At 68.7% G+C, this 20,435-nt stretch carries 19 protein-coding genes; 9 read left to right on the top strand and 10 right to left on the bottom strand.

What is annotated here, in order from left to right; genetic code table 11:
• Positions 1 to 46 precede the first annotated feature (46 nt).
• The 5 genes from HB370_RS00095 to HB370_RS00075 form a co-directional block, all read right to left on the bottom strand.
• Positions 47 to 556, bottom strand: coding sequence for a hypothetical protein (locus tag HB370_RS00095; RefSeq protein WP_063766466.1), 510 nt, complete (start codon positions 554 to 556; stop codon positions 47 to 49).
• Positions 557 to 896: 340 nt separating this feature from the next.
• Positions 897 to 1,841, bottom strand: coding sequence for an ATP-dependent endonuclease (locus tag HB370_RS41295; RefSeq protein WP_208974362.1), 945 nt, complete (start codon positions 1,839 to 1,841; stop codon positions 897 to 899).
• Positions 1,780 to 3,066: an AAA family ATPase gene (locus HB370_RS00085; protein ID WP_157855661.1), complete on the bottom strand. Its 1,287-nt coding sequence runs from the start codon at positions 3,064 to 3,066 to the stop codon at positions 1,780 to 1,782. The genes HB370_RS41295 and HB370_RS00085 overlap by 62 nt, the downstream gene beginning before the upstream one ends.
• Before the next feature lie 152 nt (positions 3,067 to 3,218).
• A complete protein-coding gene (locus HB370_RS00080; RefSeq protein WP_030793446.1) occupies positions 3,219 to 5,873 on the bottom strand; it encodes a DEAD/DEAH box helicase in 2,655 nt (884 codons plus the stop codon).
• A 38-nt stretch (positions 5,874 to 5,911) separates the two neighbouring features.
• Complete coding sequence (locus HB370_RS00075) at positions 5,912 to 6,538, bottom strand: hypothetical protein (protein WP_063766465.1); 627 nt, start codon at positions 6,536 to 6,538, stop codon at positions 5,912 to 5,914.
• A gap of 251 nt (positions 6,539 to 6,789) precedes the next feature.
• On the opposite strand from HB370_RS00075, the gene HB370_RS00070 reads away from it, so the two are divergent.
• The 5 genes from HB370_RS00070 to HB370_RS00050 all read left to right on the top strand — a co-directional run bounded on the left by HB370_RS00070 (position 6,790) and on the right by HB370_RS00050 (position 11,880).
• Positions 6,790 to 7,233 (top strand): hypothetical protein, encoded by a 444-nt coding sequence (locus tag HB370_RS00070; RefSeq protein WP_030793440.1) that lies wholly within the window; start codon positions 6,790 to 6,792, stop codon positions 7,231 to 7,233.
• Entirely contained in the window at positions 7,230 to 8,072 is an 843-nt protein-coding gene (locus tag HB370_RS00065) for a nucleotidyltransferase domain-containing protein (RefSeq protein WP_030793437.1), read from the top strand. The genes HB370_RS00070 and HB370_RS00065 overlap by 4 nt, the downstream gene beginning before the upstream one ends.
• Positions 8,073 to 8,495: 423 nt before the next feature.
• Complete coding sequence (locus tag HB370_RS00060; RefSeq protein WP_244405288.1) at positions 8,496 to 9,872, top strand: transposase family protein; 1,377 nt, start codon at positions 8,496 to 8,498, stop codon at positions 9,870 to 9,872.
• A 5-nt stretch (positions 9,873 to 9,877) separates the two neighbouring features.
• Entirely contained in the window at positions 9,878 to 10,660 is a 783-nt protein-coding gene (locus HB370_RS00055) for an ATP-binding protein (protein ID WP_051816168.1), read from the top strand.
• Positions 10,660 to 11,880 carry a hypothetical protein gene (locus tag HB370_RS00050; RefSeq protein ID WP_051816167.1) on the top strand — a complete coding sequence of 407 codons (1,221 nt, stop codon included), beginning with the start codon at positions 10,660 to 10,662 and terminating at the stop codon, positions 11,878 to 11,880. Before HB370_RS00055 ends, HB370_RS00050 begins: the two co-directional genes overlap by 1 nt.
• 498 nt (positions 11,881 to 12,378) lie before the next feature.
• Here the strand turns inward: HB370_RS00050 and HB370_RS00045 are convergent, their stop codons facing one another.
• Positions 12,379 to 12,774 (bottom strand): hypothetical protein, encoded by a 396-nt coding sequence (locus HB370_RS00045; protein WP_157855660.1) that lies wholly within the window; start codon positions 12,772 to 12,774, stop codon positions 12,379 to 12,381.
• Between the two features lie 251 nt (positions 12,775 to 13,025).
• Here HB370_RS00045 and HB370_RS00040 point away from each other — a divergent pair, with 251 nt between their 5' ends.
• Positions 13,026 to 13,256, top strand: a complete 231-nt coding sequence (locus HB370_RS00040; protein ID WP_051816165.1) for a hypothetical protein — start codon at positions 13,026 to 13,028, stop codon at positions 13,254 to 13,256.
• Positions 13,257 to 13,436: 180 nt separating this feature from the next.
• On the opposite strand, the gene HB370_RS00035 is transcribed toward HB370_RS00040, so the two are convergent.
• Positions 13,437 to 13,604: a hypothetical protein gene (locus tag HB370_RS00035; protein ID WP_167512922.1), complete on the bottom strand. Its 168-nt coding sequence runs from the start codon at positions 13,602 to 13,604 to the stop codon at positions 13,437 to 13,439.
• 51 nt (positions 13,605 to 13,655) lie between these two features.
• Between HB370_RS00035 and HB370_RS00030 the strand changes: the two genes are divergently transcribed.
• From HB370_RS00030 to HB370_RS00020, 3 genes are all read left to right on the top strand, one after another.
• Positions 13,656 to 14,615: a hypothetical protein gene (locus HB370_RS00030; RefSeq protein ID WP_030793429.1), complete on the top strand. Its 960-nt coding sequence runs from the start codon at positions 13,656 to 13,658 to the stop codon at positions 14,613 to 14,615.
• A gap of 28 nt (positions 14,616 to 14,643) precedes the next feature.
• A complete protein-coding gene (locus HB370_RS00025) occupies positions 14,644 to 14,892 on the top strand; it encodes a hypothetical protein (protein WP_030793427.1) in 249 nt (82 codons plus the stop codon).
• A gap of 119 nt (positions 14,893 to 15,011) precedes the next feature.
• Positions 15,012 to 16,079, top strand: a complete 1,068-nt coding sequence (locus HB370_RS00020) for a hypothetical protein (protein WP_063766464.1) — start codon at positions 15,012 to 15,014, stop codon at positions 16,077 to 16,079.
• Positions 16,080 to 16,187: 108 nt separating this feature from the next.
• Here the strand turns inward: HB370_RS00020 and HB370_RS00015 are convergent, their stop codons facing one another.
• The 3 genes from HB370_RS00015 to HB370_RS00005 form a co-directional block, all read right to left on the bottom strand.
• Entirely contained in the window at positions 16,188 to 16,379 is a 192-nt protein-coding gene (locus HB370_RS00015) for a hypothetical protein (RefSeq protein WP_030793424.1), read from the bottom strand.
• A gap of 461 nt (positions 16,380 to 16,840) precedes the next feature.
• The gene (locus tag HB370_RS00010) at positions 16,841 to 17,137 is read right to left on the bottom strand and encodes a hypothetical protein (protein WP_030793422.1); all 297 of its coding nucleotides are present in this window, start codon (positions 17,135 to 17,137) and stop codon (positions 16,841 to 16,843) included.
• Positions 17,137 to 19,668: a DEAD/DEAH box helicase gene (locus HB370_RS00005; RefSeq protein WP_078637798.1), complete on the bottom strand. Its 2,532-nt coding sequence runs from the start codon at positions 19,666 to 19,668 to the stop codon at positions 17,137 to 17,139. The genes HB370_RS00010 and HB370_RS00005 overlap by 1 nt, the downstream gene beginning before the upstream one ends.
• Between the last annotated feature and the right edge of the window lie 767 nt (positions 19,669 to 20,435).

Genomic DNA, 20,435 nt, shown 5'->3' with positions numbered 1-20,435 from the left:
CTCCGTAGACTGCTGCCACGACCAGCACGGGCTTTCCAAAGGACCGTCACACCAGCCCTCCAACTTGCAAATTCAGGTTGGCGGAGGCTCGGCGGCGCGCCGCGCGGTCGTGGTGCGCCACCGCCATCGCGCGGCGCCCCGGGTGCGCACCGGACGGTGCGGGGTGCGCTTCGAGGGCCTGGCCGAAGCCGACGGCCTCCATCTGGCGCAGGACGTCGGCGACGGTCTCACCGCACTCTTCCTGGGTGAGGACCTGCCGGACGAAGGTGATGACCGCGCGGGCGATGCCCTCCACTCCGTCGGGTCCGGCCTGGGCCCAGCCGCGCAGGGTGGCTACGAGGACGTGCCCGACGGCCTCCAGGGCGAAGGAGTGGTCGCACGGGTCCCGGTCGATGCCGCACAGGGAGGTGACCGGGACGATGATCCGCTCCGCCGCGTCGACGAGCAGTGCCGGCATCCGCGGTTCGGCGTCGGCGAGATCGGCGGCCGCTTCGGTGTCGCCGGCCTCCACGGCCCGGAGGTAGCCGAAGGCGCTGAGCACCGCGTCCGGCGCCATCGCGGCGAGCGGCGCTATCCGGCACGGGCCCGGCCTCCGACGAACGGAAGACCGGGCCCGGCTAGTACGTGTAGCCGAAGGCCGCCACGGCACTTCGCGGCTCCGACGCGCTCGCAGCTAACTGGCCGTTCACACGTGGCGCCGGGGCTCACGCGTTGCCGGGCCGGGCCGGCGAACCGGGTGGGGTGCATGCCGGGCATGGTGAGGACGACCTCGGCGTCCCGGCCGTCCGGCGCGCACGAACTAGGCCGCGCCGGTCTGGCACGGCGCCGCTTGCCGCAACCTGCCCGGCCGCCAACTTGTCATCATCAAGCCGATCTCATGACGCATGGCATGGTGGTCATCCGGCTGCCTCCTCCAGCGCGCTGGCTGTCGCCTGCAGGGGAAGCTCGGCTTTCTGGGTCGGCAAGGCGGGTGACCTGAAGAAGGCTTCGAAGATGAGGTCGAACTCGCAAGTGCTCGTGTCTTTGAAGACGGGCAAGCCGCGGATGTCGTCCGCAGTGAGATAGCGCTCGCAGAATCGACGAGCCCGCTCGTTCTTGTTGTTCGACTCGTTCGCATCCAAGGGTGGATAGTAGGCCTCGATCGCCCCCAGCTCCCACACGTAGATGTCCTCCTTACGGAGCATCATCAGGAGCTCCGTCTTCATCTTCTTCAGCTCCGGGTCCTGGGCCTCTTCGAGGACTCTGCGTGCGGTGCCGGAAGCGGAACGGGCGAAGAAGGCCGCAACTGCGGCATCGAGCTCCTCCCACTCGCACAAACCCTGGGCGTACTCCTCACGCTTACGCTGAGCCTGCTGCCACAGCTCACGAGCGGCCCCGCTGGTGCGCAGCCCCTTGAGGGTCTTGCTCGAGACATCGGCATCCTCGTCTTCCGCCAGCAGGTTGACTCTGGCGACAACGCGGTCACGCAACTCGTGACACTCGCGGCTGGCACCCAGCTTGTCGAACCCGTCGAGCACTGCGTCCAAGTCGGCGAGAACCGCGACTCTCATCTCGAAGCGACGGAAGAAGTTACGGTACCGGGTGATGCTGCCCTTGCCTTCGACCTTGGCGATGGCCGCCCCATGCTTGTCGAAGTCCCACTCAGGGTTGAGGGTGCGCGCGAGATGGGGAATGAGGAAGTGGTCGCTGGGACCCTCGACGAGGAGCACGGAATTGACGAAAAACGCCGCCTCGTTGTTCTCGTGCGTGATGATCTCGAACTGGTCCCGGGCGTCTAGGTCAGAGAGGTCGACGACACAGGTTCGGCTGGCCGGCGGGTTCAGTGCATGGTCCTTGAGCACCTTGACGAAAGTCCCTGTCGCCCCCCGGGGCGTAGAAGGCGGGGGAGTGCGTGCTAACCAGCACGTCGTTGTACTCCGAGAAGACGGTGAGCGCCTCGAAGAGCTTGCGCTGCGCGCGCGGATGCAGGAAGACCTCAGGCTCTTCGAACAGGAGCAGGCAGGGCTGCTGTGCGCTGTCCGCCCGGGCCGGCCTTGCGACCTTCAGGTCTACGTAAGCTCGTAGGATCGCGAACGCCACTGACCTGCGTAGGCCGTCACCCTTGGTCTTGAACGGGCCGCTGATGCCATCGTTGACAGCGATCTGTGCGTCTTCCAGAAGGCTGCGCAGACGAGGCGGAGGAATCTCCAGGCGAACGTGTGCGCGGGGAAAGGATTCCTGCAAATTCCGTTGGATCAACGACTCGATCTGACGCACCTCCGGCAGGCGCTCATCCGACTCCTTGCCGTCCTTCTTCGTCACCACGTTGAGCTGGGTGCGCAGTTGATCGAAGGAGGACTCCAGCGCAGGAAGCTGATGCTCGATGTCCTCGAACAGGATGGACAGCAGCCGCCCGAACGTCGCTGTCGAAGTGGTCTTGACTTCTTCGTTTAGTTCTTTGACAGCCGGAATGTAGATCGGCTCAGGCAACAGTGCCGCTACCGACTTGTCCAATCCCGTCGGCAGCGGCTCGTCACCAACGGTCATGTCCTCGTCAGTGAGATCTGTGACGAGCTGGGCCCACGCGCGCCTTACGGCCGTACGGTTGATCTTTCCGGGCGGCAGGGTCGAATGAATGTCCGGGTAGGTGAGTCTGAGGCCCTCCCTGAGTTCCTCCTCGTTCTTGATCTTGAGGAGGTCGTCGAGCGCCGACCGCTGGTAACGGAGATCCTTGGGCACCTTCTTGACCAACCGCATCACGCCCTTGCCGGGGCTCGGGTAGATGCGGGCCAGGGAGAGCCGCCCGTCATGGATCTCGGGTTCTATACGCGTCCGGTGTCCTTCCTCAAGGCGAAGTAGGTCAGCATCGTTGATGCCGGTGAAGGTGAGCTGGATACGCACCGGTCGCGCGAGAGTCAGGAAGTCGGTCTCCGTGGCCGTACCCGAACGCAGGAACATGTTGAGGGCCTGGAACACCGACGACTTGCCGGCGTTGTTTTCGCCGATCAGGCAACCGAACCGGGAGAACGGCATGTTGACCTGGTTGAGGCCACGGAAGTTGTCGATCTTTATGTGTTCGAGGCGCATGGTGCTCCAGAGGAAAGACAAGCGGAGCAACATCGTAGGGGGCCAGTGTGACCGGCACGCTGACGTTCAGCGGCACGGCCCCTCGAAGTTTCGCCTATTGCCTTGGACCCCGTGTGCACTGGTGCGAGCTGTGCGAACGGCCGGCGGGCGCGTCACGCCCACTTCACGCCCAGTCCCCGCAGTGCTTCTCGCTGTTCGGGGGTGTGCTTGTTGATCCTCGACTTGGTGTTCGACACCCACACTCCCAGCTTCACGAAGACCGTCTCGCCATCGACCACGATCTCCTCGATGTGGCCGCGCGGCACCGGCCGGTCGGCGCCTTCTCGCTCTACCCACTGGGTGAGGGCGGCCAGGCCCCGCTGGAACGCCGCCTGTGCCTTGCCCTTCGCCGTACGAGCGGCCGCCGGGGCGGGAGACGGCGCCTCAGCACCTGTGATCCCCAGCGCGGCCAGCCGCTCCCGCTGCTCGGGCAGGAGCTGCGCCCAGGTGCCTGGTTCCTGCTGGCGCCACCGCCATGTGCCGATGTCGTCGCCGTCGAAGGTGACGCCGGGCGCGATGTAGGGCAGGCGGCCGTCAGCGTCGACCAGGCCGGCGAGGACGCGGTAGTGGCGTTGCCAGCTGAGCGGCCAGGGGCAGTTCCAGTCCGGGTCGATCGCCGTTAGCTGCGCCGCCCGCACGGCGGCCCGTTCGGGGTCCTTACCGAGGCCATCCTTCCTGCGCAGGTTGGCCATGTGCTGCCCGATGGGCACCTCACTCCCGTCGGCGGGACTGGTCCACACCGCGTCCTGGCGGGGGGCGAGGTGCCCAGTTGCCCGTCGGTAGGACCGGAACACGGCGAGTTTGGCCTCCCACGCCTCCTCGCCCGGTTCCCAGAGCATCCCGGTTTCCGTCAGGAGTTCGTAGCGGTGCTCACCGAGTTCGTCGGCACGGTACGCGCGCCGCTGCTGGTACTCCCACCTGCCCAGAGGGAAGACGGTGACACCGAGGACGACTTCGGTGTCGTACGGGATGGCGTACGGGCCGGTGATGCCATTCTCCGCACGCCAGCGCAGCCGGGCCTGGTAGCCCTCCAGCCACACCAGCGACTCCGGCCGGTAGACCCGGGTACGCAGGAACGCCGCGATGGTCGCCGCGTCGCGCGGGCTGGAGAAGTGCAGCAACGCGGACTCGGCAGCAGCGTCGGCACCGTCCTGCTCCTGGTCCTCGCCGCCCCCTTCGCCGCCGGCCCCGACGATCCGCCCGTCCGCGTCGCGCCTCACGTGCACCTTGCGCTTCCCGCTGGTGAGGGCGCGCGAGGCGAGCTGCTCGACCAGGCGCTCGTCGTGCGAGCGCAGGCCCTGGAGCACGGCCACGAGCGGCTTGAAGCTCGCGGAGGCGACCATGTCGGTCGGGTCCTCGTTCGGCTCCAGGAACACCGGCACGATGATCCGCGCGATCTTCGTGCTGCCGTCCTTGTTGAGGCGGAGTGCCCGGCCGATGTTCTGCACGATCTCCACCTGCGAGCCGCGGGTGTCCGCGAAGCACACCGCCTCCACGCCCCGTTCGCCGGTGATGTCGACGCCTTCCCCGAGCACGCGAACGGATGCGAGGAAAGCTCGGTGTACGCGCCGGTTGTTCGCGTCGATGCCGTTGGCGAACTGGCGCAGCACCTCCCGGCGCTCGGACACGAGGTGGTCGCCGCACAGCCATGCCGACCACACCCGGTCCGGCGGGACGTGGCGGCCGGCCTCCAACTCGTAGAACTCCGCGTCGATGGACGACTTCGGCAGCTTGCCGACGGCGGCCAGGTCCTCGTCGGTGGCGTCGTTGACGTACAGCTCGGCAGCAGTCTGCGGGAGCTTCTCCGCGAACGCGGCCGCCTCCTCCACCTTCTGGTGGAACGTCATGACCGTGCGCAGGTTGTGCGCGGCGGCGTGCTCCAGGAGCGCGGTCTGCAGCAGGGCCAGGCGCCGGCCACGCCGCGCTTCCTCCGACTCCCCGAGGACGGGGGAGGGGTCGCGGATCTCCAGGACGTCGATTTCGAACCCGGCGAGGATCCCGCGCTCGATCGCCTCCGAGAGCCCGAGTTCTGCGATCCACCACGCGCCGTACGTCCCGTTCGGGTCGTCGGCCATGGTCGCGATCTCCGCCTCCTGGCCGTCCGCGCCCTTCTGCGGCCGGGGGGTGGCGAGGATGCGCGGGGTCGCGGTGAGGTAGAGCCGGAAGTCCGCCGGGATCCGGGCGTTGTCGTGGATCGCCGCCCATGGACGACCGAGATCACCGGCGGTTCCGTGTGCCTCGTCCACGATCGCGAGGTCGAAGCCGTCCATCCGCTGGCCGTAGAGCCGGTCCCCGCCCGCCAGGGCGGCCTCCAGCGGCCCGCGAACCTTCCGCTGGCCCACGGGCGCATCGATGTCCTCACGGTCCACGAGAGAGGCGTATGTGGCGAACACGACCACGGGCCCGGACCCGGCCCACAGGGCGAGCTGGATCGGGTTGGTAGTGGTGCGCACCCCCAGTTCGTTCAGCACGAGGTCGTTCTCCAACGAGCACACCGCGACCATCGGCGCCCGGTGCCCCACCGCCCGCCACGCCTGGGCGGTCTGCACGAGCAGGTCCAGGGTCGGCACGGTCACGAGGATCCGGCCGTCCGCGAAGCTCTCCAGCGCGCACGCGGCGGCCATGATCGTCTTACCCGAGCCGGTCGCTGACACGATCGTGGCACGGGCACCTTGCGGGGGCACAGATGACCTTGCAGGGAATCCCACCCACCTGCGAAACGCAGAGCGCTGATCTACCTGGTGTTGCTTGAGCGGAATCGCTGACATTTCTATGCCCTCCCCGAGCGCTGAATTCGTGTGGTCTTTCAGATGGCCGCGTGCGGAATGCAGGCCGCACCAAGGTCGTTCCAGATCGACGCATCCGCCTTCTGCCAGCCGCCCGGCTTTCCGCCCTTGAAGGGCGGCTTGTCGTCCACGTCGTAGTGCCCGGCATCGAGCGTGCAGACGATGACGTCCCCGTCCGCGTTCCGCGTCCGGGCCGTGCACAGACCACCGGCCTCGCCCAGCGCCTCCAACACCCGGCGCCGCTCCGTGGTGTGCGGATGGGTGCCCGGCAGCACGCTCTCCCGGACGAACTTCTCCAGCCTTACCAGGTCCGCCCGCTCACGCTGCCGCACGTCCGCGATATGTACGGCCAGTTCAGCTGCCCCGACCGACCGGCCGCCGCGCTGGGACCACTCCCGGTCCGCGATGCCCACCAGTGCCTCGCTCACGGCCCTGACGCCGTCATCCCAGCCGTCCGCGAACAGCGAGCCCCGAGAGGCCGGCGCCGTGCCGTCCAGCTCCACCACATGGCACTGCGCCCCGGCGACCGCCCCGGCCTCCAGCGCGGCCACCAGGTCGTCCGTCTCGCTCGCAGGAACGCCCTGCGCCTCCAGGAGCGCGAACACCTTCAACCGGGCGTTGACGCCTGCCGTCTGATACTGGCTCACCCGGCGCAGAGAATGGCTGCTCAGCGCGGGATCGGGGCCGGTAGATTCGTTGTGTGATGGGCGTCGTGTGATGTGCATTGGGTGTGCGTCATAGGTTTTCACTGGTGTTGGGCTGGGGTGATGCCGGTGCCATGGTGTCGTTTTGCCGGTGAAGGCTGGTGTCGTTCGGTGGGTGGGGGGCTTGTCGCTCCTGTGGGTGGGTGTGGCGAAACGCCGGGTGGGGCCGTGTCGTGTCTGGCTACGCTCGGTGGATGCCGTCGTTTGTGGGTGATCCGCGTCATGAGCGTCTTGTTGCTGTCCTGGTGCCGTTGCTGCGTCGGTCGTGTCCGCCGGGCGCTGGCGGGTACGGAGGGTCGTACGAGCTCCGGCTCGGTGTTGATGAGGCGGAGGAGCTTGGCGGGGTCGCTCTGATCCGCTCGGCGATGCGTAAGGCCGGCCGGTCCCTGGGATGGACCAGGCTGCAGACGTTTGGGGGTTCCTTCCCGCAGGTTGCTGTGGCGGGTGTGGTGGACCGGCGGGAGGTTCCTGCAGAGTTCGCCGCCGCGGTTGAGGAGTATGAGCTGCAGCGGGGGAGGGCCGCGGCGGAGGTGATCGGGCGGACGTGGCAGGACGGTAAGCCGCGTGCGGTCCCGGGTTCCGTTTTCGTGGTGGCACAGGAGTTTCGTGCCGCGTATGCCGAGGGCGTGGCCGGATGAAGCGTGAGCGGGCGACGCGGCTGCTGGCGGACATGATCACGCGGCTCGAGAACGGTGGTTGGCCGCTGGGCCTGGTTGAGGAGGTGTATGTCTTCGGGTCGTACGCGCGTGGGGCGCTGGAGCCGAACGATGTCGACGTCGTCATTGAGCACGGCACGGACAGGCGTTGGCTGGGCGAGTCGCTGGATGCATCGATCAACGGGCGTGACTCGTACGTGGGGATGAGGCAGGCCCTGCGGGGCCGGACCCGGGGTATCTCCTTCCAGTTCCGTGGCCGCAGCAGCCTGCTGGACGAGGGCTTCGAGCTGTTCTTGCTCTGGCGGAAGGGTGAGCCGTTCTCCCTGGCCCGTGAGCGCCTCGCCTCCTTGACCGCGGACCCGGAAGCCGGGCCGGCGCCCAGGGACCACATGCTGACAGAGTTCGAGGAGCTGGAGAGCCTGGTGCCGCGCCCGGCGCGGATCGAGCTGTTCGGCCGACACGTGAAGGGCAAGATCAGCATCACGCCGCTGAGGCTGTTGGGCGGAGACATCGAGGACCCTGAAGCCGTCCGGCATGTACGGCGACGCTGGGTGGAGACGAGCCCGTTGCGCCGGGCGGCGACGTGCGCCCTGGCCGCGTTGGAGCAGCGAGGCGTTGACCTCAGCGCGGTGACGCTGCACGGCCAGCGGCTGTTCGGCCGGGACCAGCAGGCTGAACGCTGCTTCGTCGACCTGGGATGGAACGGCTTCGGATCTATGGGGCGTCTCCTGGACAGCGGAGTGACCTGGCTGGAAGTGCTGCGGCCTCATCGGACCAAGCCCATGGACGCACTGCTCATCGAGCCGACGCCTCGCACGTAACCGGAAACGCCCATAACCGCGCCCCGGTGCCCCATGGGGGATCGGGGGCCTGCTTCATCCGTTCGTGTGTGCCTGATCGGCGTGTCGGGATGGATGAGGCCACGGCGGACAGCCACCACCTGCACGAGGTGCAGCCGGGGGTGAGGAGTGTCCGATCGGGTTCCTGGTGGCGAGGACATGCCGCGGCGCTGGCCGGCCGGCGGGCGTGAGGGCGCGGTGGCGCGCTTGATGGCCCATGATTCCCGGGGCGAGTTGGCCACCGAGCACGCACGGGCGGTCGCTGGGTCTCTTGGTGTGTCACTGCGGACGGTGTGGAACTGGGTGGCGGTGGCCCGGCGGGAGGGGCGGCTGTCCGCACGGACTCCGTCACGGGCCGGTGTGACGCCAGATATGCGTGTCCGTCTGGCGGTGTGGGGTGGGAACGTGTCAGCGGTCCACCGCGAACTGCTCGCGGAAGCGGCCGCGGCCGGTGACCCGGGCTCGGTGCCTTCTCTTCGGACCCTGCAACGCGCCGTACGCCGGGACTTGTCGGCGGGGGAGCGGGCCGGGCTGAAGGGCGGTGAAGCAGCGCGTCGTCGTTACGACGTCTACGGCAAACGGCCGCCCACGCACCGCAACGCCTGCTGGGAGGGTGATCACAAACGTATCCCGGTCCGTGTCGCCCTGGACGGGGCCGCGGTGTGTCCGTGGGTGACGTGGTTCATCGATGTGGCGTCGAAGGTGATCGTGGGGGTAGCGGTCACACCGCACCAGCCGGCCCGGGACGCCGTCCTGGCCGCGCTGCGTTCGGGGATCAGCCGGTCCGCCCCGTACGGGCCGTTCGGTGGCCTGCCGGACCGGGTTCGGGTGGACCGAGGCAAGGACTTCCTCTCGGGGGCGGTTGCGAGGGCACTGGGCGGCTTTGCGGTCCCCGTTCACGACCTGCCGGCCTACAAGCCCTACCGCAAGGGCACCGTGGAGGCCCTGAACAGCGCGGTGGAACAGATGCTGCTGGTCTCCCTCCCGGGCTACACCCGCCGTGCCCGCCCCGCGCAGGCATACCGGCCCGATCCCGTGGAGGGACTGCTGTCCTACCCGGACTTCGTCCAAGTCCTGCTGGACTGGGTGGCCTGGTGGAACACCGAGCACCACCCGGCCGGCGTCCCGGACGGGATGACCCCGAGCGAAGCGTGGGAGGCGGATCCGACACCGATCGAGGACGTGCCTGAGAAGCAACTGGCGTTCTTCGCGATGGAGGACGACGGCCGTATCCGGAAGATCACCACGAACGGGGTCGCGTGGCGGCGCCGCGCCTACATCGCGGACTGGATGGCCGGCAATGTCGGCACCAGGGTACGGCTGCGCTATCTGCCGCATTTCGACGGAACGATCGAGGTCTTCACCGCCGACACCCCTGTTCGGCACCTGGGCAGCGCCTACCTTGCCGAGGCCGCGACACCCGCGCAGCGCCGCGCGCTGTCCAAGGTCCGTGAGAGCAAGGCCCGCGCTCTCAAAGCGGACCTCAAAGCAGCGGAGAAGCTGAGCCGGACCCGCTACACCGCAACGACCACCCCTGCCGCGCCCCATCCGCGGCGGTCGGTCACCGAGCAGCAGGCCCACGAGGAGATCAGCCGCGCCCGGGCGGTGGACCTCGCGGCCCGTGCACTGCCGGACCTGATCCCACCCCGCGATCCTCCGCCGGGCTGGGCCCGGCCCCGTCCCCGCCCTGACACCACCGCGCCGGCGGTGACAGACCCAGCCGACATCGCCCCGCCGGAAGACCCCACCGGCGCCAGGCCCGCACCAGGCAGCAAGGAGTGACCAGCATGCCCACCTCGCCCCGCAGAGGCCGCCTGCCCGCGGAACGGGAAGACCACTACATGCGCCTGCCAGGCGCCCAGGTCGTCTCCACCCGCGCCCTGCTCACCGCCCGGGAGAACATCCGGGCCGCGATCGACGCCAAGGCGATGATCTGCATCTACGGCCAGGCCGGCAACGGCAAGTCCTTCGCGGTCAACGCCTGCCTGCGCGAGCTCGCCCCGAAGCTCACACGCCGGATCCAGTTCCGGGCCCGGCCCTCCACCCGCGACCTCCGTCACGAACTGTTCCACGCCCTCGGCCTGCAAGGCCGACCGCCGGCGCAGCCGATCGAGTTCGACCGGACGCTGCGCGGCGCCCTTCAAGAACCGCATGTCCTGGTCTGCGACGAAGCTCAGTGGCTGTCGAAACTCTGCTTCGAGTACCTGCGCTACCTGTGGGACGACTCCGACTCCGACCTCACCATCATCTTCACCGGCGGGAACGGCTGCTTCGAGATGCTGCAGAGCGAGCCGATGCTGGAGTCCCGCGTCTACGCGTGGCAGGAGATCGACCGCATGCCGCTGGACGAGGTCCTGGCCGTCGTCCCGGCCTTCCACCCTGCTTGGATGGACGCGGACCCTGAATTGGTCGCCTTGTGCGACCGGGAAGCGGCCCACGGGAACTTCCGGGCCTGGGCGAAGATCACCCACCACCTCACCGTGGGGATGAAAGAGACCGGGCGGGCCTGCGTGGATGAGGAACTGCTGCGCTGGGCCTACAGCAAGCTGAGCCACCGCCGGGCGGCCTGATGCTGGACTGCCCGAACCCGCCACCGGTCACGGTGATCATCGACCCACACGACGACGTGGTCCACACCCGGGCGGCCCTTGCCTCCCACGCCCCACATCACGGGCGCCTCACCGTCCACCCCACTCCCGGCGTGGACGCCGCCCTCGCACTCGCCTACGACATCCTCGCCGCCCTGGGCAAGCCCGTCCCCCTGACGGGCTACCGACCGGCCGATCCGGCCCCGGCCTGGTCGCTCGCCGCCGCCTGGATCCTCGCCACCTCCATCACCCACCTGACCCTGCTGCGCGCCCACCTCCTCACCCCGCACCGCTTCAAAGACCTCCTCACCCTGCGCCGGCGCACCGGCATCCGCCTGACCCTTGTCTGCCACCGCCGGAAGATGAGGCCCTTCCTGGAACGCGAACTACGGCAGGTGGAACACCACATCGCCGAGGCATCCGCCCTGCTCCCCGAGACCGAATCAGCCCCCCTGTCCCCGCTCCCCGCAGCGCGGCCGCTGGCGAACCGATGGATCAGCCTGCCCGCCCTGACTACCCTCAAAGCCTTCGACGAGGCCACCGGCCCGTGCCACTGCGCAGCACCGACGGCAACGGACCGGGACTTCTTCCCACCAGTGATGCCGCCGGTCACCGAAGCGGAAGTCGCCTGGCGCCTCCACCGCGCCTCAGCCCACCCCCACCTAGCAGCCCAGCTCGCCACAGCGACGTTCACCGCGGCTTCCACCACCCAACTCAACACCGCACATGCCCGCGACCTGGGCCCGGACACCTCGACCATCACGCTCCACGACCACGGCCTCCGCCAGGGCTGCATGACCCACCCGGTCCCCGACTGGGCCCGCCCCCTGCTGAGGGCCGCCGCACTCGCCTGGAGCATCGAGACCGGCACCGACGGGCCTCTGTTCAGCGATCCGTTGGGCAGTGCAGGACTGCCATCCCTGACAGACTTCGCTGAGAGCTGCAAATTGCGCCCACCCCAACCGCCCCGCCCCAAGCGACGCCGAACCAAACGTGGCCCGGCCCCGCGCCCGAAGGAACCCGCAAACACCCTCTGGCCCGTGTGCGCCGCGCACTACCGGCTCTCCTGGGCCAGCGAGATGCCGGACCTGATGCAAGGCTGCCCCCACCCTCCACCGCACACCCAAAAGACCATCGACCGCAGAAAGCGGGGATGGCTGCCGCCCGACTACGGGCTGCGCGAACTGCAGGGCCTGCGCTGAGAAGCGGTGAACCGCCCGAACCCTCTGTGACCTGCCGCGGGCTCCCCGCGTATAACGGGCCCTGTGTGTTGCTGACCGCGCACAGCGTTCGAGTCAGGCCGGATTGCGTACGGGTACGGCCGCAGAAGCCCTCTTTCCTGCCGTGCTCTGTACGACCCGCGCCCCGGGGACCCGGACCGCTGGGACTGGACCGGCGACACTCCCCAACCGTTCCGGGCCGACTCGCCCACCAGCCCGGATCGGGGCACGCTGGAAGGCGTGAGTAGCGCGCCGATCGTCGTGCACCGATCCTTCAGCTCGGGCGGCCGGTGGGGGAGATGGGCGACCCGGCCCGCGCGGCCGCACCGGCGCCTTGCACCCGATGACGGTCAACGAGGCCGTGCTCGCCCTGCTGCGCCCGAAGCCGGACCTGCCCCAGCTCGCCAGCGAGCCGGCCGACGTCCTCTCCGCCGCGCAGGCTGCCGTGGATGCGCCCGCTGGGTTGGGCACCATCGCCTCCTATGCGACCGAGGTGGCGTTGCCCGCGACCGGCACCTGTCCAACCCGGGCAGGGGCGGCGCCCAGGCGGACATCGTCATCACCGTGCCCGAGGACGGGGTGCCGCTGCTGTTTGTGGTGATCGACAATTGCTTCGAGTCGGCGTAGGTCCTTGCCGCGAAGGTCGACAAGTACATGCGGTTCTGCCAGCGGAAGGTGAAGGACGTCGACGGCCGTGAGCGGCCGATGTGGCGCACCCGATGGTGGGTGCCCGACGGACGCCACGGCGATCAGCCGCACCCGCCGCTGCTGCTCGTCTTCAACCGCGTCGGCCCGCGCAACCCCAACACCGTCGTCGCGCAGCTGGCCGAGCTGACCCAGCGGCACTGGCAGGGCACCGCCTACGACGGCTTCCACATGTACGACGGCAAGCTGCCCATCGTGGTCACCGGCACGAAGCAGCTGAAGGAGCATGGCCCGGCCGGGGCGGTCTTTCGGCGCTTCGCCGGCCGTACAACCAGCCCCTCCTCGAGGCGATTGGCAACCCGCGCCGCGAAGCCCACGACGCCCGCAAGCAGGCCGAGTACGCCGCCCGCCAGCGGGAGCACCAGGAGGAGCTGCGCCGCATCGCCGCACAGCACAGGGCCGAGCGGGAGGCCCGCCGTCCCGTGTGCGCCGGCTGCGGCACCCGGTTCACCGACGAACGGTGGAAGGCCATCGAGCCCGCCGGGTGGGACGCCCCATGCGAGACTCACCCGCACCTGTGCGACGACTGCAAGCAGCGCGCCATCACCGCCGAACGCCAAGCCGAGCAGGCCGTGCCCGAGCACCAGGAGCACGACCAGGCCGTGCCCGAGCAGAAGGCCGGCGGCACCTGGCTCTCCCGCTTCCGCAGGTAAGGCAACCGGACCGGGCTGCCAGCGGCAGCCGCTAGGCCGAACGGATGGACCGTAAGGACGAGTAGCTGCCATGGCGCCGACCACGGCCACCCGGGCCCGCAGCCGGACCAGGATTTCGTGAGGCGTTAATAAGGCGCCCCTCCCCGGGCCGGGTGGAGGGGCGCCTTGTGGTTGCGGTGCTCAGGCGTCGGGCTCTTGCCGGAAGTAGTCGGGGGCGAGGTGCCGGAGCCGGTCGTCTTCCTCAGTGACCGGTTCGAGGAAGATGTGCAGGCCGTTATCGAAGTCGCCGTGGTGGTCGTAGCTGAACCAGGAGTCCACCACCCTGTAGCGGTCGCCGCGAAGGAGCACGGGACGGAAAGCGCTACTTCTTGGTCGGAGCCGTCTGGCAGGGTGTGGCGTGTGACAAGCGAAGGCGATACGAGCAAGGACAGCGAGGCGTGGGCGATGGATATCCTCGTCCAGCTGCGCCAAGGCAGGCAGGAGGCACATGCGCGTCGCGACGCGCTTGCGGCAGCGGTCGACGAAATAGCCGACGGTTTCACGCAACTGGGCCTCAAGCCTTGGAAATCGAAGCGTAAGAGCCCGGCGCGAGAGGACATGAAGGTCCCGGACGTCATGCTCGGTGACCGCGCCGAACCAGCCGCAACGGTTCTCCGGTATGAATCAGCGGTCAACATCCTCAGCGCCGCCGATCAGCTTCGGGGTTTCGCCGTCCTGCTTCGTGCAGAGAAATCGCTGATGGGCGCGGTCTCGGTCGCGCGTGGCGTCTTCGAGGCGTGTCTGTGGGCCACAGCGGTAATCGACCCGACCATCAGCACTGACGAGCGCCTGCAACGTGCCCTGACGCGTCGCCTCGCACGACTCTCGGCAGGTATCCGTCTCAGGAAAATGCTAGGCGGCGATACCGATGCCAACCAGCTCGTTGAGAACGACGCCGATGTGGATGACGCGCACGGGACCAACCGCGATCCTGCGAAGGACATCAGCGACATCTTGGCTTACGCCAAGGACCGGGGCTGGCCTGTGAAGAGGGGCCGTCGCACCTCCGAGATCACACCCCTTTCGATTGACTGGCTCAGCGAGAACCTTGAGCGCCGTATCGGCATCGAGGGGTACGCCTGGACGAGCGGCTCGTCGATGGCTCACGGCGAGCATGCTGCCGACACGGCGGTGTGGGTTGAACTGTCCCAGGACATCGGCACAGCTCCGGCATGGTTGATCCAATTGTGGTCGAACGGTGCTTGGGCGGGACCGCGTCTCTTCCTTGCAACACACGCCGCCTACACAGGGGAGGGCAGCCTGCGCCGCGAGTATCAGCGGTTCGAAGAGTTGTTCTTGAGCGGGGTCGGCAAGAGCTGAGGCCCGGAGATCCATACAGCATGCCCTCATGCGCTACGCCCGCCGACCTCGCCGCACCGAGTGCAAGGCAGCGTTCACGTACGAGCGGTGGCAAGCGGTGGGGTGCACCGGCTGGGACGCCCTCCCTCCGGAGGCCCGTCCGACCCTGTGCGGGGACTGCGACCAGCGACACGGGACCGACTGGGAGGAAGCCTGGCCGGACGCGACGCGCGAGGAGCAGGAGCCGGCCGTGCCGGAGCAGAAGGCCACCGGCTGGCTCTCGCGCCTGCGCCGCTGAGCTGGGCACGCCTCCCGACCAGCAGCGCTTCTCCTCCTGGCACGGACCAGCCCGGCGAATTGGATGGATACGACGGAGAAGGCACGTCATGCTGGAAGCGATCGATGCGAGGGGGAAGCGTGAGCCGCGGGCAGACGGAGACTCTTGACGAGAAGCACCAGCGCTTGCTGGAAGCCTTTGTGTTGAGGGCCCGCAGGGTGGAGGAGCACTCGCTGGCCGCCGACTGGGACGCCCTTGTCGAGCTGACCCGCATGAGCATCAACGTCCGTGTCGACCGCAGCGAGGTCCGGATCTCGTACGAGCTCCCGCCCGAGGAAGTGGTCGAGTCTGCGGCAGCGCGTATCAGGCCAATTCTGCTGGAGCAGGAGGACTGCTTTCACATGAAGGCGCTCTCAGCTCTGGGCTACACCTGTCGAGCAGCGCCACAAGATGCGGCGTGGATACGTTCCGCACGCGCTGAGTGGCGGACACGGGTAAGCCCCTCCACGCGCGACGAATCCGGCTATTGGGTCATGGTCGCTGACACGTCCACGGGCGAAGAGCGTGACCTCGATGCGCATGGGCTGGCCATGGCCTGGATCTACGGAGACGTGGTGCATCACGATCCCCAGCGACGCAAGGAAGGCGACATCTTCGGACTGCGCGATCGGTTTCGCGCCGCTGTGCCCCTGGTGGCCTGGGCGATGGTCGGCACAATCGAACTCCTTAATTTTGTCCGGGCACTGAACGAAGCCGGGATGCTGAAACTTCGACAGGAAGTGTTCGACGAGCAGGTCGCCTTGAAGTCGACCGTGTGGGAAGAACGTGCCGAGATGTACTACGCGCCCGTCGGCGCTCAACCTCCCTTGCTTGCGAGCTCTCCCATGCCCGAGGGGTGGCTCCCTCTGAGCAAGGCATCTGACCTCTCGGTCTTTCGTCACCGCATTGCGGGACAACTCTTGAACACGGAACGCTCACCATCCATGACGTACCTGCCCTCACCCGAAGAGATCGAAGCCGCTCGCACGCCTGCCGGCGGTTGGAAGCGAGACCAGCTCGCCGCTTGGGGCGTGCCGTGGCCTCCGCCGAAGGGCTGGAAGGACGAGCTGGCCGAACGCTGGAAGGCTGCCCGCCCGGACGGCCCGCCGGCGCCCTCGCCCACCCCGGCGCCGACCGACTTCTCCCAGGAGACGTTCGACTTCGGCTGACCGACGACAGAGGGGCCGGACAGGATCACCCTGTCCGGCCCCTCTGCTGGGTCCGGGCTGAGGCGGATGCGCGGTCTCCCCACGCGAGATCGAGGTCGTCTCAGCGCGTTACCGGCCGTGCGAGGCGGGCCTGTTGCCCGGCCCGTACGCGTGTAGCAGCTCCTCCAGGCGTGCGCGGTGCTGCTCCACGAAAGCCTCCAGGCGCTCGATGTACCCCTGGCGTTCCTCGGTGCGCACCGCGCTCAGCGCGACGTCCAGGAACGCCCCGTCCGGCCAGTGCCGCTCGCCCGGTGCGGCCAAGGGCCCACGGGAAGCGTTCCGCGGCCACCAGGACGTCCTTCGCGTCCAGTGTCAGAGCCGGGCCTGGGTCCTCCACCGAAGCCTTCTGCGGGGCGGGGGAGGCGGGCTGCTGGAGGCGGGCGACCAACGTGGCGCTGGAGGCGGCGCGGCCGCGCCCGGTGGCGGCGGTGGTGTCGGCGATGCGCAGCAGGTAGGTGGCGACATCGCGGACTCCTGCGTGCCAGCCGTCCTGGAAGAGCTGCTCGGATCCGTGCGGGGCGCTGCTCTCGGAGATCCAGGTGTGGGCGCCGGCCACCGCCCCAGCCTCCAGCTTCGACACGATGTCGTCGGCCTGCTCGTGTCCGATTCCGACGGCGGCCAGGGCCTGGAACACGGTGAACCGCGCCTCGGTGGCCTCGTGCTGGTGGTGGCTGATGCGGGCCAGCTCCTGGCCGTACGCGTCGCGTCGTGCTGCTCGGTGCTCACGCGGTGCCTTCCTTGTCTGCCCGGGTGGGGTTGGCGACCCGGTCCGGATCGCGTACGGGCTTCGGCGCTAGCGTCTGGGTGGCTGGGGTGCGCATGATGTGCCAGCTGGTGTGCGGCGCGGTGACGGCGTGGACCAGGATGACGATGGCCTGCCGCCCGGCGCCGCCCCGGGCCCACGCCCCGGTGAAGCGGGCCTGATCGGCCGGCCAGTCGCCCGGGCGCCGCCACGGACGCAGCCGTCCGAGCAGATCACCGGCTGCGAGCGCGGCGGCCGCGGTGACGACGACGTCCATCAAGTCCATCGCATGCCGATTGCGGACAGGAGTTCCACCCGCTCCGGGGACAGCGTCGCGGCTCGGCTGCGCTGATTCCCGATCCATGCTCCGAGCCGAAGCTCCCGAACCTCCTGGTCGTCGCCGCTGCCGCCCTTCCCATCGCCGCCGACGGCGATCCGTTCGACGTGCTGCCTCGGGACCTGCAGGTGTCCCTCGCGCTCGTAGAACTGCTTGGCAGCCTCGTAGTTCATCGCCCACTTCTCGGCCTGCGTACGGCGCGGCCTGGGCTTCTCGTCCTCGCTCGCGGGTGTGATCCCGAGGATGTGCTCGCACATCCACTGCTGCACGGTGGTGAGCTTGTCCCAGCCGAGCCGGACCGACCGGACCCACCGGCCAAGGTCCTCGCCCTGGTGCACGACCTCGCCCGGCTCCATCGGCAGCGTGCCGCCGGCCTTGAGGTGCAGCCGGACCAGATGGAAGGCGCGCTGCCACTCCACCGGCCAGGCCGGGCACCACGACGGGTCGATCTCCTCCAGCTGCTCGCGCCGCTCCTCAGACAGCGCCCCGGCCGCCGACTCCACCGGCAGACCTTCGGCCCGCCGCTGCTCGATCTCGGCAGCCTTCCGGGCCGCGGCCCTGGCGTTCTTCAACCAGATGCCCACCCGGTAACCCTGGAAGGTGGCGTCCAGCGGCGCCAGGAGGTGGCCCGCCTCGGCCGCCCACCCACGCGCGGCGGCCAGACCCTCCTCCCACGCGACGTCGAAGTGGCTCCAGACCATGCCCAACTTCTCCAACTGCTGGACGCGGTCCTCGTCCATATCGCCGCGGGTGTAGAATCTCCTGGCGTCGGCGATCCATTGCCCAAGGGGGAACCCGGCGAGCGAGGCCGGCCACCCTTCGGCCTCTGCCGCCTGGTCGTCGCAGCCGGGCACCCGGTACGTGAACGGCACCTTCAGGTCGCCATGCTCGCGAACGTAGATGACGGCCGCCTCGATGCCGCGCCGCCAGTGCTCATGCTCCGGGTTGAGGACGCGCAGGTTGATGAACGCGGCCAGCTGCGCCGGGTCACGCGGCGTGGAGAACTTCAGCAGCTGCCGAGCGGACATCGACGGGCCGGACCCTTCCCCCTCGCCACCGCCTTCCTGGCCCTCCCTGCGGCTCTGAACACCCCTGACACGGCTTGGCGCCTGCTGCTGCGCCAGAGCCTCCACCACGCGGGCGTCGTGAGCCCGGAGCGCCTCCAGCAGCTTCGCCAGCCCCCCGAACGCCCGCGACGTGAGCATGTTGTCCGCCGTCTCGCCCGGCCCGAGCAGGACCGGCACCACGAGCGAGGCGACCTTGCCCTCGCCCGGCTGCATACGCAGCGCGCGGCCGACGGCCTGGACGAGGTCGGGCATCGAGCCGCGCACGTCGGCCCAGTAGACGGAGTCGCAGTTCTTGGTGTCGACGCCCTCCCCGAGGACCTTCACCGAGCCGAGGAAGCTCTTCTCCACCACCGTGCCGTCCGTGGCGATCCCGGACGCGAACTCGCCCAGCACCCGGCGCCGATGGCCCGGCTTGTGGTCGCCACACAGCCAGTCCGCCCAGATCGTGCGCGGGTACAGCTCGGGGTCCGCAGCGTGCAGCTGCGCAGCGACATCGGGGAGACCGGCCGCGAACGCCTCGGCCTCCTTCACCACGTGGTGGAAGACGAGCGTGCGCCTAAAGCCTTCCTCGGCCGACGCCTTGAGGAGCGCGGTCTGGAGCGCGGCGAGCCGGGCCCCGCGGACCTCGTCCGAACGACTTTCGGCGCCCAGGAGCTGCGCGGCCTGGAGCTGGGTGTCGGTGATGTCCACACACACCACCTGGTAGGGGGCACAAATTCCCCGGTCGATCGCCTCCGACAAGGTCAGCGTGTACGCCCTGCTGCCGAAGGGACTGTCCGGGTCGTCTTCCATGCTCGCCACCAGCTCGCCCGGCGCGCCCTCGGAGTCCTCGTCCAGCTGCCACAGGCGGGGTGTGGCGGTCATGTACAGGCGGCGCAGGGCGGGGATGCGGGTGTTGTCGTGGACGACCGCCCACGGCTTGCCGATCCGTCCCGAAGTACGGTGTGCCTCGTCGACCACGATCAGGTCCCAGCCCGGAAGGCCAGCGGTGTGTGCGCGCTCCAGGGTGCCGAGCCCGAGGGAGGCGTACGTGGCGAACACGGTGACCTTGTCGAAGGGACGCACCCAGTCGACCAGCTCGTTCACGTCCGTGGTGTTGGGGAAGGACACCTCCTCTCCCCGTAGGGACGACACCCCGATCACCGGGCCGGTGCGGCCTGTTTCGCGCCACGCGGCCTCGGTCTGGGCGAGCAGATCCAGCGAAGGGACGAGCACCAGCACGCGGCCTGCACGGAGTTCCTCCGCGCTGCGCGCGGCGACGAGGGTCTTACCCGATCCGGTCGCCATGACCACCTGCGTCCGCAGCCCCCGCTCTGACACAGTGGATCCTGCAGGCAATTCAAGGGCCCGCAGCACCCCGTCCACAGCTTCTCGCTGGTGGGGACGGAGTTCCTTCACTGCCATTCCGATCTGCCTTATCCTGCGGGCCGCGCCTGTTGCATCACGCGGCAGGAAACGGGAAACCTTCACGTAGAAGACGTGTAATCGGCTACGGTGAATCTCACCGGCACCCGGTCACCGCCTCAAGATCAATAACAGAGGAGCGTGATCGAATACCGATCCTTCTGCCTCAAGGGTGCTGCTATCTGAGTCCAGAGTCTATCTGATACTTCAGATTGAAGCGCAGGTGCTTAGAGATAGTCCGCGTAAGCTCAGTCAAACTGTAAGAGCGTCATGGGCTCACGTTGAAGCCGCCTGACGGCGCGTGGCATATCTACCGCTCCGGTGGGGATCCTGGCGTTGCATAAGGCGACCGCAGGAGGCGCAGCATGTCCGGATGGCCTGGTTCCAGTCCCGACGATGTCAGGTTCAGCAACATGTACGACAAAGACAAGGGAGAGCGGCGAAGTTGCTGCCTTGTCCTTGCCTTAGGCGTCATCAGTATCGCGTGGCTTGTGGGGATGACCGTTTGGTTTCTGGTGCGGTGACGGACAGGCAGCCGCGTGACTCACTCACCGCCCCCTCCCCTTGCTGCTGCTCGGGCCGTAGGCCCGTGGGCGGGCCGCGCGGAGCGTGGCGCACCCCGACAATGGCGGGCGACGTGGGACCAGTTGGCGCTGTGTCAGGTGGCTGGAGCGCAGCGGAGGCCACCGGGGCGGCCGGAGGCCGGCCCCGGCCCGCAACGCGGGCCGGATGCGCTGCGTTTGGCGGGACGCGCGGAGCGCGTGCCG

Source organism: Streptomyces sp. DSM 40868 (assembly GCF_011820545.1).
Lineage (GTDB): Bacteria > Actinomycetota > Actinomycetes > Streptomycetales > Streptomycetaceae > Streptomyces > Streptomyces eurythermus.
This window is presented reverse-complemented; position numbering and strand designations above follow the sequence as displayed.

Bases quoted from the DNA above. Each gene is read 5' to 3' on its own strand.
- HB370_RS00095 (WP_063766466.1), bottom strand. From the start codon at position 556: ATGGCGCCGGACGCGGTGCTCAGCGCCTTCGGCTACCTCCGGGCCGTG.
- HB370_RS00085 (WP_157855661.1), bottom strand. From the start codon at position 3,066: ATGCGCCTCGAACACATAAAGATCGACAACTTCCGTGGCCTCAACCAG.
- HB370_RS00080 (WP_030793446.1), bottom strand. From the start codon at position 5,873: ATGTCAGCGATTCCGCTCAAGCAACACCAGGTAGATCAGCGCTCTGCG.
- HB370_RS00070 (WP_030793440.1), top strand. From the start codon at position 6,790: ATGCCGTCGTTTGTGGGTGATCCGCGTCATGAGCGTCTTGTTGCTGTC.
- HB370_RS00065 (WP_030793437.1), top strand. From the start codon at position 7,230: ATGAAGCGTGAGCGGGCGACGCGGCTGCTGGCGGACATGATCACGCGG.
- HB370_RS00055 (WP_051816168.1), top strand. From the start codon at position 9,878: ATGCCCACCTCGCCCCGCAGAGGCCGCCTGCCCGCGGAACGGGAAGAC.
- HB370_RS00050 (WP_051816167.1), top strand. From the start codon at position 10,660: ATGCTGGACTGCCCGAACCCGCCACCGGTCACGGTGATCATCGACCCA.
- HB370_RS00025 (WP_030793427.1), top strand. From the start codon at position 14,644: ATGCGCTACGCCCGCCGACCTCGCCGCACCGAGTGCAAGGCAGCGTTC.
- HB370_RS00010 (WP_030793422.1), bottom strand. From the start codon at position 17,137: ATGGACGTCGTCGTCACCGCGGCCGCCGCGCTCGCAGCCGGTGATCTG.
- HB370_RS00005 (WP_078637798.1), bottom strand. From the start codon at position 19,668: ATGGCAGTGAAGGAACTCCGTCCCCACCAGCGAGAAGCTGTGGACGGG.